Source organism: Bacteroides sp. 1001302B_160321_D4 (genome assembly GCF_015667765.1).
Taxonomy (GTDB): domain Bacteria; phylum Bacteroidota; class Bacteroidia; order Bacteroidales; family Bacteroidaceae; genus Bacteroides; species Bacteroides xylanisolvens.
This window is the reverse complement of the sequence record NZ_JADPLO010000008.1, coordinates 48204-61931: the sequence shown is the minus strand read 5'-3', so window position 1 is coordinate 61931 and position 13728 is coordinate 48204. Positions and strand designations below refer to the sequence as shown.

Sequence of the window (13728 nt, the reverse complement as noted above, 5' to 3'; positions counted from 1 at the left end):
TTCAGTTAATAGAGTTAGAGTGCCGCATTCGTGTATCCGGTAAGTCCTACGAAAATACCGCCGACAATACCACCCAGAATAATCACCAGCCAACGGGGAAATGCTTCTTTCAACAGTCCTCCGCGTGTTCCTTTCGGTGCGCAAAGTACGTCGGACAAGATAAATCCCATTGCAATCGCCCATCCCATATCTACCCAGGGAGCACTACCACGATTTCCCTGATGAATCAAACAGAATTGCATCGGCAAGCCTTCGGCGTCATTCAACAATCCGGTAGAAAAACCGAATCCGGGCAATTTGTGATTGACTACCCAAAAAGTACCGATAATAAGGGCGGCTGCCATAAATCCACCTATCGGACCAAAGTCCTTTACTAATTTAGGCCAGCTCATCAGCACTGTAAAGGTGACGGCAAAAGCTCCGAAAATAGAAGTGATGATTCCGGCATGATACATACCGAAAAACTCATTATAAGTCTGTAACCATTCGCTCATTGTTCTTTCCTCCTTAATTTATCTTCCGGGCACAATCGCACGAACGGATTTTCCATACTAGTATTCCTGCCAGGGCACCTCCTATCAGACAACAGATTAAGGTGGGTACCGCATAAAAGAAGTTGGTTATATCGCCCTGAAAGCGGACAATTCCCCAAGCGATTCCGGCAGAACCGATGCACCATCCTTGGTCCAACCATATTTTTCCCGGAGGATTGAGGATGGCTCCATGATAGTGATTCATATACCACATAATGCCGATAATCAATGTTGCCGCCAGCCAGCCTCCCATCAGGCCGTATGTCTTCCAAAGTTCCGGCCAGATGCCAAATGCAAATCCACCACAGATAGCGGAGCCGGCAAAGGTTGATAGATATTTTTTCATGTTATTTAATGAGGTGTATTCTTTAATTAATAATGTTTTTCACACACGGATTACACGGATAACACGGCTAAGAGTCACCTAACGGCATTTAAAACCATGGAATCCGCGTAATCCGTGCCTAGTTCCTATTCTTTTTCTTCCAATGACAGTTTAGCCAATGTAAAAGGCTTGTCATGCGCAGTGTTTACCTTATCCGGTCCGGTTACCAAGTCGAAACAAGATACGATTACTTGTCCGTTCCACACGATAGGTTCGCCCGGCTGATCCAAACCTCCGTCGCTACCGTCACAATCAGGACTTTGAGCAATGCGCTGAATCTTTCCATCTTTATCAATGCGTGCTACCGCATTTGCCGAGAAGTCTGCTACCCAGATATTTCCTTTATCATCTATGCACATTCCATCCGTCGTGCGTAACTGGGTGGTATCTTGTGCCCATACATCATTACTTACCACTTTACCTTCCGCATCCATCTTAATGCGATGAACGGCACCATCACCGAAGTTTCCTACAAAGAGATCGCCCGCTTCATTAAATACGATTCCATCCAATCCGTATTGCACTTCAGGATTCTTCGTGATAACAGTGGTAATGAGATTTTTATCTTCGAATGTATTCGTAACTGCCACATCACGGTCATTCATATCAAAACAATATACCCCACTGACAAGCAATCCCGAAGGATCTTTGATTTGTGATAATGAACTTTGAGTGACATACAATTTCCCATTACGGATACGAAGACCGTTTGGGTGTTCCATACCGGATGCTACAGTGATTGTTTCTTTCAATTGACCGTTATCAAACTTCAGGCAAAGAACGCGTCCTTTATTCTTCGCTTTCTCTGCTCCGCTCCAACCTTGATTATCGCAAATAAACAAGTCGCCTTCTTCATTAAAAGCAATCCCCATCGGAGAAGCCCAACCGGTTTCTTCCAATACAGGAACATCGAGCCACTTCGTTATCTTGCCATCTTTAGTGATACGCATCAGACAAGCAGGTTGTGTAATATCTGCAAAGTTCGGACAAGCCAAAATTAAATCTCCATTGGGAGCGACAGCCATTCCGTCCGGTGTCGGACAACAATCCGGCAGGGTTGCAAACAATTCACTTTTCTGCGGAAGAGTATTCTCTCCACTTTTTTGTTTTGGAGAAGTACATTGAATACAGGTTGTTCCTATCAAAGAAGCGGTCACAAGAGATAGTAAATAATACTTTTTCATGGTTAGATAATACAAATGTTTATGTTTATAATTTGAGTCCGTTAGTTCGGTACGCAAACATACTGGTATTTATCAGCAAAGAAGGAAAATGACAATTCAATAAAGGACAAAATTTGTTCAATATGACGCAGAAACAGCTAATTTGAGCGATGAATAGAGAGATAAATACTAGAATATGGAAGAATGGGAAGCGGGATATGGAGAAAGTGAAAATAGAATACGGAGAGAATAGAAAAACAATCCTTTGTAAAATAACATATACGAGATGCCTTTATAAGTATGTCATCATAATCAGTTTATATGATATATACCTTATATTATTATAAGCAGTCTGTATTCGCTTCCTATGCAATGCTCCACTTTTCCCTCCGTTCATAGCTAATTTAGGCTAAAAAGAACATTTTCTCCCGAAAAGTTTTTGTAATATCAGAGTTAATCGTATTTTTGTGTACAATTTTGGTGTAGTGATGACAGAAGAAGAAAAAAAGTTATTGAATTCCTTTGAAACGCAACTACGGCATTTGATTTATTTGCACGATGAACTTAAGCGTGAAAATGCCGAGTTGAAGAAGCTTCTCGAAAATGAAAAGCTGAAAAACGAGAAGGTACAAGCTCAATACGATGAATTGGAAGTCAGCTATACAAACCTAAAAACAGCTACGGCAATCAGCCTTAACGGCAGCGACGTAAAAGAGACGAAGCTGCGATTGTCAAAATTAGTGCGTGAAGTCGATAAATGCATCGCTTTGTTGAATGAATAAGAAGAAGATGTATGAACGATAAAATAAAGATAAACCTGCAGATAGCAGACTCAAACTACCCGTTAACCATCAACCGTGAGGAAGAACAAATGGTACGGGAAGCCGCCAAGCAGGTAAATATCAGGCTTAATAAGTATCGGGAAGTCTATAAAAATCTGGAACCCGAAAAAATTATTGCCATGGTAGCCTATCAGTTCTCGTTAGAGAGACTGCAATTGATGCAACGTAATGATACCAGCCCCTATGTGGAGAAGGTAAAAGAACTGACAGAATTGCTGGAGGATTATTTTAAGGAAGAATAAATCCCGACCGGCTATTCGCTGATAAGAGATAAAACAACCACGCACTGCACAATATCCAAGCAAAAATAATTGCTTTGATATTTGGCGGTGCGTTTTTATTTATATACTTAAATTAAATGTAGAATGATAGCAATAATAGCAACAGCAATTGCTTGCTTCATCGTAGGAGGAGTCCTTTCATATATACTATTCCGGTATGTACTGAAATCCAAATACGATAATGTCCTGAAAGAAGCGGAGACGGAAGCGGAAGTAATTAAGAAAAACAAGCTGCTGGAAGTGAAGGAGAAATTCCTGAATAAGAAAGCAGACCTTGAAAAGGAGGTAGCATTGCGGAATCAGAAGATTCAGCAAGCGGAAAACAAGTTGAAGCAACGTGAAATGGTACTTAGCCAGCGTCAGGAAGAAATCCAACGTAAAAAGATGGAAGCCGAAGCGGTAAAAGAGAACCTGGAAGCGCAACTTGTGATTGTTGATAAGAAAAAAGAAGAACTCGATAAACTGCAACAGCAGGAAATCGATAAACTGGAAGCAATCTCCGGATTGTCTGCCGAAGAGGCCAAAGAACGCCTGGTAGAATCACTGAAAGAAGAAGCTAAAACGCAGGCACAATCATTCATCAACGACATTATGGATGATGCCAAATTAACTGCCAGCAAAGAAGCTAAACGTATCGTTATTCAGTCTATCCAACGGGTGGCTACGGAAACTGCCATTGAAAACTCTGTTACAGTATTCCATATCGAATCGGATGAAATCAAGGGACGTATTATCGGACGTGAAGGACGTAATATCCGTGCTCTGGAAGCTGCTACCGGTGTTGAAATCGTTGTAGACGATACCCCGGAAGCAATCGTTCTTTCTGCCTTCGACCCAGTTCGCCGTGAAATTGCCCGTTTGGCCCTGCATCAGCTTGTGACTGACGGACGTATCCATCCGGCCCGTATCGAGGAAGTGGTAGCTAAAGTACGCAAACAGGTGGAAGAAGAAATTATCGAAACGGGTAAACGTACTACCATCGACCTGGGTATCCACGGTCTACATCCTGAATTGATCCGTATCATCGGTAAGATGAAATATCGTTCTTCATACGGTCAGAACTTGTTGCAGCATGCACGCGAAACAGCCAACCTTTGTGCTGTGATGGCATCGGAACTGGGACTGAACCCGAAGAAAGCAAAACGTGCAGGTTTGCTGCATGATATTGGTAAAGTGCCTGATGAAGAACCGGAATTGCCGCACGCATTGTTGGGTATGAAACTTGCCGAGAAATACAAAGAAAAACCGGATATCTGCAACGCTATCGGTGCTCACCATGACGAAACAGAAATGACCAGTCTGCTGGCTCCTATCGTACAGGTTTGTGACGCCATCTCCGGTGCACGTCCGGGCGCACGCCGCGAAATCGTAGAGGCTTATATCAAGCGTCTGAACGATCTCGAACAGCTGGCAATGGCTTATCCGGGTGTAACAAAGACGTATGCTATCCAGGCAGGACGCGAACTCCGCGTTATCGTTGGTGCAGATAAGATTGACGACAAGCAGACAGAAAGCCTGTCAGGTGAAATCGCCAAGAAGATCCAGGATGAAATGACTTATCCGGGACAAGTGAAGATTACCGTCATCCGTGAAACACGTGCGGTAAGTTTCGCTAAATAACGTAACGATTCAAAAGAAGATTCATATAAGGGCGAAGAAATTCGCCCTTTTTTAATACACGACTATGGGAAAGTATCAATTTGAGATTTGTACCAATTCAGTGGAAAGTTGCCTGGCCGCACAGAAAGGTGGTGCAGACCGTGTGGAACTGTGTGCCGGAATACCGGAAGGTGGAACAACGCCCTCCTATGGTGAGATCGCCATCGCAAGGGAAGTACTGACTCATACCCGCCTGCACGTTATTATCCGGCCTCGTGGAGGAGATTTTCTGTATTCGGATATCGAAATCCGGACAATGCTGAAAGATATTGAAATGGCACGGAAATTAGGGGCAGACGGAGTGGTATTCGGTTGCCTGACAGCAGAGGGTGAAGTAGACTTGCCAGTAATGCAGAAACTAATGGAAGCTGCTCAAGGGCTATCTGTGACTTTTCACCGGGCATTTGATGTATGCCGTAACCCACAGAAAGCATTGGAACAGATCATCAAACTGGGATGTAACCGTATTCTGACTTCCGGCCAGCAATCTACGGCTGAACTGGGAATCCCCCTTTTAGAAGAGTTACAGAAACAGGCTGCCGGAAAAATCACATTACTCGCCGGATGCGGAGTAAATGAAAATAATATCGCACGCATTGCCGCAGAAACCGGAATCAACGAGTTTCATTTCTCGGCACGTGAAAGTATTCAGAGCGAAATGATATTCAAAAATGAAGCCGTCTCCATGGGAGGCACGGTACACATCAACGAATACGAACGAAACGTAACTTCCATACGAAGAGTAAAAGAAACGATTGATGCCGCTTTACATGGATAAATATGGCAGCAAGGGATGAGATATCGTCTCATAATAGTACTAATACAAGACAGAAATGGTGAACATACAGCCTTCAAGCCTTTTGTTCACCATTTCTTTTTTGCATCATTACCAACAGTATCTCAAGAAACTGTTATACTTTTATTTATAAATATGGAATTATCGTAATATAAATACCAGTAATAATAGCCGAAGTAATTACTCCCGAGATATTAGCTCCCAAGGCATCTCCCAGAACAAATGAGTCCGGATTATCTTTGCTTACAATCTTTTGTGCAACCTTCGCGGTAGTGGGTACACAGCTAACAGCTGCAATACCGATTACCGGATTGTAATTACCCCGTTTAATAATATACATGATATATCCTCCGATTATTCCTCCGATACCGGAAAGTAATAATGCTACAATACCTAATACTAATAGTTTCAAGATCTTCGGATCAAGCAACAGATGTGCATCACAAAGTACACCCAGCAGTACGCCCAACATAAAAGTGGAGCCATAAAGCAACGGACCACTCACAAAATCATAGATATGTTTCATACCCGACTCACGAACAGCAACACCCAGGAACAAAGAGAAAAACAAAGGAGAAGCTACCGGGAACAAGAAACAGAGAATAGCACAAAGAACAGCAGAGAAAGCCAGTTTCACTTTAGCATCGTAATTCTTCGGAGCTTTCTTTGTCACTATCTTAATAGCGCGGAAGCGTTTGGGAACCAACAGTTTTACTAAGTAAGGATAGCCTCCATACGTTAAGCCCAAATAAAGATAGGCAACCACCGTAATAGGAACAAAGAGATGTTTTGCCAATGCCAACGAAGTAAACAACACCATTGGTCCATCGGCTCCACCCACCATAGCCACAGATGCACTTTCTTTCAGAGTCAGACCAAGAGCAGAAGCAATAGGTACTGTCAGAAAAGTGCCCAGCTCTGCGCACAAAGCCAGGAATATACTTGCAAATGGTTTCTGAAGCAGGAAGCCGACATCCAGAAGCGTCCCGATACCCATAAAGACAAAACAAGCTATCAGCCCGTTACTAAACGTCAGGGTATAAACAGGTTGCAGGAAATCTATCTGCATAGTATTCATTAATTGGTCCGTATCTGAAAGCATCGGATCGAGAAAGAGATTGCCCAGTGTACCGTCGGGCATAATGAGGGTTCCACAGTTAATAGCTACCATTCCCAGTCCCATCGGAATCATTACCATCGGTTCGAGTATACCTTTCCAGCCTAAATAGATCAGTAACAAACCGAGAAGTACTAAAAAAACTCTTGCAGAAGCAAGCACCCATCCGCTTGCCATCATTGTACCAATACCTTGAAACAAGGTAGCAAAATCTATATTTTCCATAAGTTAGTTTTCTTTTATTGTTTGTTGTTAGTAAGTTTCTTTGAGTTCTTCTTATTGACATGTGCCTGCTCTTCTTCCCGAAGAAAGAATTCGCGGGTATCCTGTGAATAATAATAATTCATCAGATTATTTTCAGAAGCTCCCGGACTCACGCCATGATAATAGCCGGAATAACCAGTAAAGTTTCTGTCGATCCCCTTACTGTAATCTTCACGGAAATCTCCCAAAGCATCTTCATCTGCAATGGGAATCTGTCGGACTAATCTCTCCACCTTTTGCCGATGCTGACGCCAGCGTCGCAAACGGAGTAGCTCCAAACGGTGGGAACTATAAAAATCAAATGAATCGGCCGCATAGGCAATCAACTTAATGACCGCAGCGACAAAAAAACCGATGAGGAACGTAAGCCCCATCATCGCAAGAGTAGATAGTAATAAATGAATCATAGTAATATAAAAAATTAGGTTGTATAATCTTATTCAAAAAAAGAAGAGGCGCCCAATGGTAAAACCATTACAAAATTTAGACACACATGAAAGTTAATCCCATTGGGCCTTCCTCATCACCATATAGAAGCAATCGGCGGATAACACTTGCCTGAAACCACTTCGGTATATATCCTTGCTTTTATACGACGTAACTCCCGTTTCACAACGGGAACACAATATTTTAATCCTTAAAGACAGGCACATCAATATCCGTCCTTTGTTCCAAGTCATAGGAAATACATTCTTTGTTTTCCATGTTAACATGAATAAAACTAAGATAATAAATAAAGGAAATGATGGTAGATGGAGGATCTGAATAGGCACCTCACCTTACCCAAAGATAAGAATATAGTCTAAATGAGAATATGCGCCAATGTATAGACGTAATACTTACACGAATATTTAGTGTAATTGACATCAAGGCCGGTATGCCCCAAACGATTCTCCGGAAGCATAACATTCAGAGAGCTCAATATCTGTATAATGACAGTATTGGTATTGAACTTCAGGTTCTTGAAAGGAACAATGCTTCTCGGAAAAGAGATATTGTCAAAAATGCAGTCACTAACATTACAAGTGGATGTCTCGTCAACAAACTGCGAATGAGAATCTTTACCTGGCTTGTCGAAGCCGGCAGAAGAAACGCAACAGCATGACACTGCTTCATATCGCATGTCATTAGACGAGGTTTCAGTTTTTTTCTGAAATCCCTGCAATTCTTTATTGGAAACATTACTAAATCCCAATACTAGAAATGCACATGCTAATATGCAAAAAATGTACTTAGTCATAATTTGCTGCAAACGTAATCATTCTTTTCCGAAAAAACGCATTAAGGGCAAGAATTAACGATTATTGTATACCTCCTCTTTTCTATAACCCATGTACAACTTTCATCAATTGCTCACCCAAACCGATTGTATATCCTTGAGAAACAAAGACTACCCTATTAAATGTATCTGCAATGATAAATACCGGCAGAATAGAATTGTTCAAATTCATAGCCTGCACTATTTCTTTGCGGATGCTGTCATCGACATCAATACCGTAGGTGATGATAGACGGAAGTCCTTTAAATTCGTCGGCATTAAATTTCTTGTATTGTTCTTCCGAAGGGAAAAGAAAGACCATCTTACGCCCCCATTGTTCGAAGTCATTGCCCAAAGCGGCTATATCTCTTAGTGCATGATTGGTAGGTTCCTGCCCTACTCCAAGCACAGCTACTACAAAATAGCCACGCCCACAGGTTTGCAGAATACTCTGTTTTGACAAAGATATCACTTTCTCTCCTATTCCCTCCACCGGTGCAAAAAGCGATTCGGAATTGAAATTACCGATAACAGCCACTTTTTCTCCGGATTCACGCAAATGATAAGGTACTTTGGTCGCTACAGGTTTGAATTCGTCTTTCTGTGCAGGTAATACAAAAGAAGAAATTCTCGCCAACACACCTCCATCAGCAAGCCTTGTGCCAGTAACCAACAAGTAATATCCGGTATCCAATGTCCCTATATATCGCAACTCGGGATGTTCTTCGTCACAGCTAATCAATTCTGGTCTGCCCTCCCGCAACCTGGAAATGGTAAACTTATTATAATACTTTACTCTCTTATCATCACGAGCAATTGCCTTACCGTCCTCATAAAAACGATAAATGCCTCTGGATGCCTCCACTTCTTCTTGTTTATCGAAATCAACTTCCACATATCTATTATCCCCCCATTCATCCTTTTCAGGATCCATATAGCTTATGCGTCCATCCATCTTTCTCATATCAGCAGCAATATTCAGGCTACGCGCCAAAGCCACAAAGAAAATATCCCGTGAAAATGAATCCGCCACCTTCGCACGCCAAACCCCTTCCGGAGAAATAGGAATACGCAGAAAGTTATTTTCCTCATCAATCGTAATATTACGGTTTACCCATTCAACTAAAGCTTGCGGATGATTTCGAAAGGTATCTATTTCCGTTTCGGAGAACTTAGACTGAAAGAACGATTTATAAGGCGTCAATACCTCCGTTGAAATACGGGGAGCAAGTATGTCATAAATATCTCCAACCGAAGCATCCATACAGCGCAAGGAGGGAATAACACAATCATATAAATAGTTAGGAACATCTTTCGTATTCAATAAATGATCAATCAATACTTCATAAGGTACATCACGAAGATCTTTTTTAGTAAGCATGGACAGCAAAGCCGCACCTTTCATTAATTTTCCCTGCCGGTCTGCCTCATTCAGAAAACGAACCAATACATCATGATTCCCTCTTGATTCCACTAAGAAAGAAGCCAGTGCCTTCCTTACGAACGAACCTGATTTTCCCTTCAAACAGGATATAATAGAATCAACTTGTTCCGCAGTCGGGAAAGTAGCGACATAAGCATTGCGAATCGAATCCTCCTGCATCATTCTCCGGTCATTCTTCGCCCGCTGCTCTGGCGTTACTTCCGGTAAAATAGGATTCTCAACAGGAGGAACGATATCAATATCCTCTTCAAATATATCTCCTTCCTTCTTATCAAGTGTCAATGTCAATTCCGGTTGCTTGCTGAAAGATAGCTTGGAAAAGCCGAATGTCCCTTTATAGGAAGCCCATACCAACATATCTCCCTTACCGGCCGTTAATGACACTTGACCACTGGCATCAGTATATTTAGTAGCCACTGTATAGAACTCCGCATAGTTATATACTTTAAACTCCACTCTTGCTCCGGTGACAGGTTGTCCATTCCTATCTTTCACCGTTACCAACGCTTTTGCGATTGGAGCATAATTCTCCGTTACATTGATTTCCGTATAATTCGGTGTCTCAAGCATGATCTCTTCCGGACCGTTGTAACGTCCGAAAACCTTGGTATGCATCAACATTCCCCGACTGGCAGGGGAATTAAACCATCCCAAGTTCAAAACCGGTTCCGGTTCACAGGCTCCGAAGAAATACCAATGTCCATCCGCCCATGCTTCCACCCAAGCATGATTGTCATCCGTATGCGCCCAGCGGGGCGTATACACTTGCCGCGCCGGAATACCGACTGCCCGGAGCGCAGCCACCGTAAATGTAGACTCTTCGCCACAACGTCCATACGCTGTTTTGACAGATGCCAATGGTGAGCTGGTGCGCGCGTCACTCGGACGATAGACTACTTTCTCGTGACACCAGTGGTTCACCTCCAATATCGCGTCTTTCATCGGCAGTCCCTTCACCCTGTCTTTTAGTTCATCATAAAACACACGGCGGGAATCATCCAGATTCTCGTTATTCACCCGGATCGGCAGAACAAAATGACGGAACACTTCATCGGGAATCTCTTTGCCCCAAGGCATCTCGTCACGTGTCTGCTTCGACAGCCGGACATTCTCCAAGTAATAATCTCCCGGATAGTCCGTCACATCCCCTATCGGCATATAAGCGTAGAGAAACATCAATGCTTCGCGCTCGTAGACTGACAAAATAGAATCGGCAAAGATTGCAAATAAATCTCCATGAGGAAGTGCCTGTTTTTTCTGCTCAAAGTCTTGAGCTACTTGATTCCGGTAGGATTCTTCTTTGAGGAAGTGAGCATTGTTACAAGCAAACAGTACAATCGACAAAATCAGGACGCACAAAAGATGGGTGAATGTTTTCATATAAGTGTTTGGTTTATTCTATTAATAAGGTTGCTGACTGACAAAAATAGAAGAATATTTTCTGAATACCTAGATAAGTACATAAAAATGTGATAGATAAGAATAATATTGTCATTGATGGGAAAATCCGGGAATTTTGTAACAGGTTTGTAATATAGACCGTGTTCGAACCCTTATAAAAAAGAAAATTCAAAAGAAAAAGAAGATTTTTATGTTTTACAGCATATAATTCGAAAACAATTTGTATCTTTGCAGTGTTATTAGAGAAAACAAGATGTAAAACCGCTCTTCAAAACGTGGAGGGCAAAAAAAGAGGAAACAAATTATGAAAAAGAATGCAAATGAAAAAATTATGATGTTACAGTACCGTATTAAACGCTATCAAGCAATGGGAAATGGTGCCATGTGCCAAACATTAAACGGTAAACTTCAAAAACTGCTGTCACAGCAGGTTGCCATGTAAATAAACACACTAATTATAATAAATAGAGCGAGGAACTTTCGAGTATCTTCGCTTTTTTTATACATTTGCAGAAGAAAGATAATAAAACACATTATGAAAAAGCTATTTATGTCGGTTGCGCTCCTCTTATTGGTCGTAACCTCTTTTGCACAAACACCTGGTTATGAGTTCACAACCATTGTATCTCACCAAGCAACGCCTGTTAAAGATCAGGGTTCCACAGGAACCTGCTGGTGCTTTGCCACCGCTTCTTTCATGGAGTCGGAACTGCTCCGAATGGGAAAAGGAGAATATGATCTCTCGGAAATGTTTATCGTCCGCCAAAAGTACATGAATCAGATGGAGGACAATTATCTCCGTCGTGGTAAAGGAAGTATCGGTGAAGGAAGTTTGGCACACACTTTCAAAAACGCTTATAAGAAAGCGGGAATCGTTCCGGAAGAAGTGTACACCGGATTGCTGGGCGATAACAAAGACCACAATCACGGTGCATTGTCACGCTACCTCAAAGCATTGGTAGACGCAAATATTGAATCTAAAAAGCGTACTCCGCAATTTGATGCGCTTATTAATAATCTGTTCGATATTTATCTAGGCAAGCTTCCCGAAAAATTCACTTATAAAGGAAAAGAATATACTCCTCAATCTTTCACAGAAAGTCTGGGATTGAATATGGATGATTATGTTGAACTGACCAGTTTCACTCACAAGCCTTATTATGAGACATTCTCGCCTGAAGTTCCCGACAACTGGGAAAACCAGCCGATGTATAATCTTCCGTTGGACGAACTGATCGGGGCTATCGACTATGCACTGAACAAAGGATATACCGTATGTTGGGACGGTGACGTAAGCGAACAGGGTTTCTCTTTCAAGAACGGAATCGCCATTAACCCGCAAGTGGAGGATGTGAAAGATTACTCGACTACCGACCGTGCCCGTTTTGAGAAAATGCCCAAATATCAACGAATGGACGAAGTGTTCAAGTTTGAGCATCCTTATCCGGAAATCAACGTAACACCGGAAATCCGTCAGGATGGTTACGAGAAGTTTGTGACAACTGACGACCACTTGATGCACATCACCGGCATTGTAAAAGATCAGAATGGTACTAAATATTATATCACCAAGAATTCCTGGGGAGCGGAAAGCAACAAATCCAGAGGTTATCTGAATATGTCTGAAAGCTATGTACGTGCTAAAACAATCTGCGTGATGGTACACAAAGATTCTCTGCCTAAGGAACTGAAGAAGAAACTCGGTATTCAATAAATCGCATGAAATCAGTCCCGAAGGGAGATTGACTGTTTCATACATTTATTTATTCGGAACTCTCCATTATATTCATATAACAAAAGAAATAGGGCAACGAAGTATCACTACTTCACTGCCCTATTTTTTTGTTAACCTACTATATTAAATCCTTTGCTCTTTATTTCTTTTTCAATGTCACGTCGCTGATTTCTACAACACCGCCTTTGTTCTGGGAAAGAATAGCCACATAACAATCTTTCAGAATAGCAGCATCATCGTCTGTATCAGACACTTCCAAGTTAGCATTTGCTTTCTTACTGCTAATAGCATTTACCACTTGTCCCATATCATAATAAACCACTACTTTAGTCCATTTACCGGGCTCTTTAATTTTAAAATTGTATTGTGCACCCGAAGCATTCGGTTGAGCATCCGCGTCATAGTCTCTACGCATGAAGAAAGTAGTATTGTACTTACCATTATCATTCTTTTCCTCATTGGTCTGTTTGATGTATACACTGACCGGAGTTCCTGCTTCTTTAGCTTTTGCATAGAAAGTAAGAACATAGATACCTTTGTCCAAACCATCGGTAATACGTTGTCCCAGGAAAGCTTTATACCAAGAGAGATTCTTTTCGGCACCGGAGTTATCCAATTTCATTGCATTCGGATATTTGGCATCTCCTGTTTCTTCCCAAGCAATAGTAGTTACACCGTCAGCTTCATTATTCATGATAAACCACTCTCCTGCGGTAGCTTTATTGGCATTAGTCACTTTAGTCTTTACTTCAGTGGCGAATTTTTCGTTTTTTATCAGGTTCTGCGCACTTACGCTTACTCCTGCAAGGACCAAAAGCCCGGCAAATAATACTTTTTTCATCTTACTGTG

Annotated in this window: 14 protein-coding genes; 6 read left to right on the top strand and 8 right to left on the bottom strand. The window is 41.9% G+C overall.

The features are described 5' to 3' along the window. Window positions 1-14 precede the first annotated feature (14 nt). The 3 genes from KFO40_RS05175 to KFO40_RS05165 form a co-directional block, all read right to left on the bottom strand. Complete coding sequence (locus tag KFO40_RS05175; RefSeq protein ID WP_004304749.1) at window positions 15-494, bottom strand: Lin0368 family putative glycerol transporter subunit; 480 nt, start codon at window positions 492-494, stop codon at window positions 15-17. 13 nt (window positions 495-507) lie between these two features. After that, window positions 508-879, bottom strand: a complete 372-nt coding sequence (locus KFO40_RS05170; protein WP_004304747.1) for a Lin0368 family putative glycerol transporter subunit — start codon at window positions 877-879, stop codon at window positions 508-510. A gap of 125 nt (window positions 880-1004) precedes the next feature. Further along, window positions 1005-2102 carry an SMP-30/gluconolactonase/LRE family protein gene (locus tag KFO40_RS05165; protein WP_117514971.1) on the bottom strand — a complete coding sequence of 366 codons (1098 nt, stop codon included), beginning with the start codon at window positions 2100-2102 and terminating at the stop codon, window positions 1005-1007. Window positions 2103-2548: 446 nt separating this feature from the next. On the opposite strand from KFO40_RS05165, the gene KFO40_RS05160 reads away from it, so the two are divergent. The 4 genes from KFO40_RS05160 to KFO40_RS05145 all read left to right on the top strand — a co-directional run bounded on the left by KFO40_RS05160 (window position 2549) and on the right by KFO40_RS05145 (window position 5641). Further along, window positions 2549-2863 carry a hypothetical protein gene (locus tag KFO40_RS05160; protein ID WP_004304743.1) on the top strand — a complete coding sequence of 105 codons (315 nt, stop codon included), beginning with the start codon at window positions 2549-2551 and terminating at the stop codon, window positions 2861-2863. 11 nt (window positions 2864-2874) lie between these two features. Further along, a complete protein-coding gene (locus KFO40_RS05155; protein WP_004304741.1) occupies window positions 2875-3165 on the top strand; it encodes a cell division protein ZapA in 291 nt (96 codons plus the stop codon). A 123-nt stretch (window positions 3166-3288) separates the two neighbouring features. After that, complete coding sequence (rny, locus tag KFO40_RS05150; protein ID WP_004313412.1) at window positions 3289-4824, top strand: ribonuclease Y; 1536 nt, start codon at window positions 3289-3291, stop codon at window positions 4822-4824. A gap of 64 nt (window positions 4825-4888) precedes the next feature. Further along, on the top strand, window positions 4889-5641 hold the full coding sequence (locus KFO40_RS05145; RefSeq protein ID WP_074706880.1) for a copper homeostasis protein CutC: 753 nt from the start codon (window positions 4889-4891) through the stop codon (window positions 5639-5641). 145 nt (window positions 5642-5786) lie between these two features. Here KFO40_RS05145 and KFO40_RS05140 read toward each other — a convergent pair whose 3' ends face one another. From KFO40_RS05140 to KFO40_RS05125, 4 genes are all read right to left on the bottom strand, one after another. After that, the gene (locus KFO40_RS05140) at window positions 5787-7001 is read right to left on the bottom strand and encodes a sodium ion-translocating decarboxylase subunit beta (RefSeq protein WP_195455643.1); all 1215 of its coding nucleotides are present in this window, start codon (window positions 6999-7001) and stop codon (window positions 5787-5789) included. A 14-nt stretch (window positions 7002-7015) separates the two neighbouring features. Next, window positions 7016-7447, bottom strand: a complete 432-nt coding sequence (locus KFO40_RS05135) for a hypothetical protein (RefSeq protein ID WP_008021027.1) — start codon at window positions 7445-7447, stop codon at window positions 7016-7018. Between the two features lie 395 nt (window positions 7448-7842). Beyond that, window positions 7843-8280, bottom strand: coding sequence for a hypothetical protein (locus tag KFO40_RS05130; RefSeq protein WP_008645296.1), 438 nt, complete (start codon window positions 8278-8280; stop codon window positions 7843-7845). A gap of 82 nt (window positions 8281-8362) precedes the next feature. Then, on the bottom strand, window positions 8363-11122 hold the full coding sequence (locus tag KFO40_RS05125; protein ID WP_211146152.1) for a transglutaminase domain-containing protein: 2760 nt from the start codon (window positions 11120-11122) through the stop codon (window positions 8363-8365). A 325-nt stretch (window positions 11123-11447) separates the two neighbouring features. On the opposite strand from KFO40_RS05125, the gene KFO40_RS05120 reads away from it, so the two are divergent. After that, window positions 11448-11585, top strand: coding sequence for a hypothetical protein (locus tag KFO40_RS05120; RefSeq protein ID WP_004301914.1), 138 nt, complete (start codon window positions 11448-11450; stop codon window positions 11583-11585). A 93-nt stretch (window positions 11586-11678) separates the two neighbouring features. Then, window positions 11679-12857 (top strand): C1 family peptidase, encoded by a 1179-nt coding sequence (locus KFO40_RS05115; RefSeq protein WP_211146151.1) that lies wholly within the window; start codon window positions 11679-11681, stop codon window positions 12855-12857. 160 nt (window positions 12858-13017) lie between these two features. Here the strand turns inward: KFO40_RS05115 and KFO40_RS05110 are convergent, their stop codons facing one another. Further along, window positions 13018-13719, bottom strand: coding sequence for a DUF4627 domain-containing protein (locus KFO40_RS05110; protein WP_211146150.1), 702 nt, complete (start codon window positions 13717-13719; stop codon window positions 13018-13020). Window positions 13720-13728: the final 9 nt, after the last annotated feature.

What these genes read in the sequence shown, in the direction of transcription:
- KFO40_RS05120 (WP_004301914.1), top strand. Translation starts at nt 11,448, where the DNA reads ATGAAAAAGAATGCAAATGAAAAAATTATGATGTTACAGTACCGTATT.
- KFO40_RS05155 (WP_004304741.1), top strand. Translation starts at nt 2,875, where the DNA reads ATGAACGATAAAATAAAGATAAACCTGCAGATAGCAGACTCAAACTAC.
- KFO40_RS05175 (WP_004304749.1), bottom strand. Translation starts at nt 494, where the DNA reads ATGAGCGAATGGTTACAGACTTATAATGAGTTTTTCGGTATGTATCAT.
- KFO40_RS05110 (WP_211146150.1), bottom strand. Translation starts at nt 13,719, where the DNA reads ATGAAAAAAGTATTATTTGCCGGGCTTTTGGTCCTTGCAGGAGTAAGC.
- KFO40_RS05130 (WP_008645296.1), bottom strand. Translation starts at nt 8,280, where the DNA reads ATGACTAAGTACATTTTTTGCATATTAGCATGTGCATTTCTAGTATTG.
- KFO40_RS05145 (WP_074706880.1), top strand. Translation starts at nt 4,889, where the DNA reads ATGGGAAAGTATCAATTTGAGATTTGTACCAATTCAGTGGAAAGTTGC.
- KFO40_RS05170 (WP_004304747.1), bottom strand. Translation starts at nt 879, where the DNA reads ATGAAAAAATATCTATCAACCTTTGCCGGCTCCGCTATCTGTGGTGGA.
- KFO40_RS05135 (WP_008021027.1), bottom strand. Translation starts at nt 7,447, where the DNA reads ATGATTCATTTATTACTATCTACTCTTGCGATGATGGGGCTTACGTTC.
- KFO40_RS05115 (WP_211146151.1), top strand. Translation starts at nt 11,679, where the DNA reads ATGAAAAAGCTATTTATGTCGGTTGCGCTCCTCTTATTGGTCGTAACC.
- KFO40_RS05125 (WP_211146152.1), bottom strand. Translation starts at nt 11,122, where the DNA reads ATGAAAACATTCACCCATCTTTTGTGCGTCCTGATTTTGTCGATTGTA.
- KFO40_RS05165 (WP_117514971.1), bottom strand. Translation starts at nt 2,102, where the DNA reads ATGAAAAAGTATTATTTACTATCTCTTGTGACCGCTTCTTTGATAGGA.
- KFO40_RS05140 (WP_195455643.1), bottom strand. Translation starts at nt 7,001, where the DNA reads ATGGAAAATATAGATTTTGCTACCTTGTTTCAAGGTATTGGTACAATG.
- rny (WP_004313412.1), top strand. Translation starts at nt 3,289, where the DNA reads ATGATAGCAATAATAGCAACAGCAATTGCTTGCTTCATCGTAGGAGGA.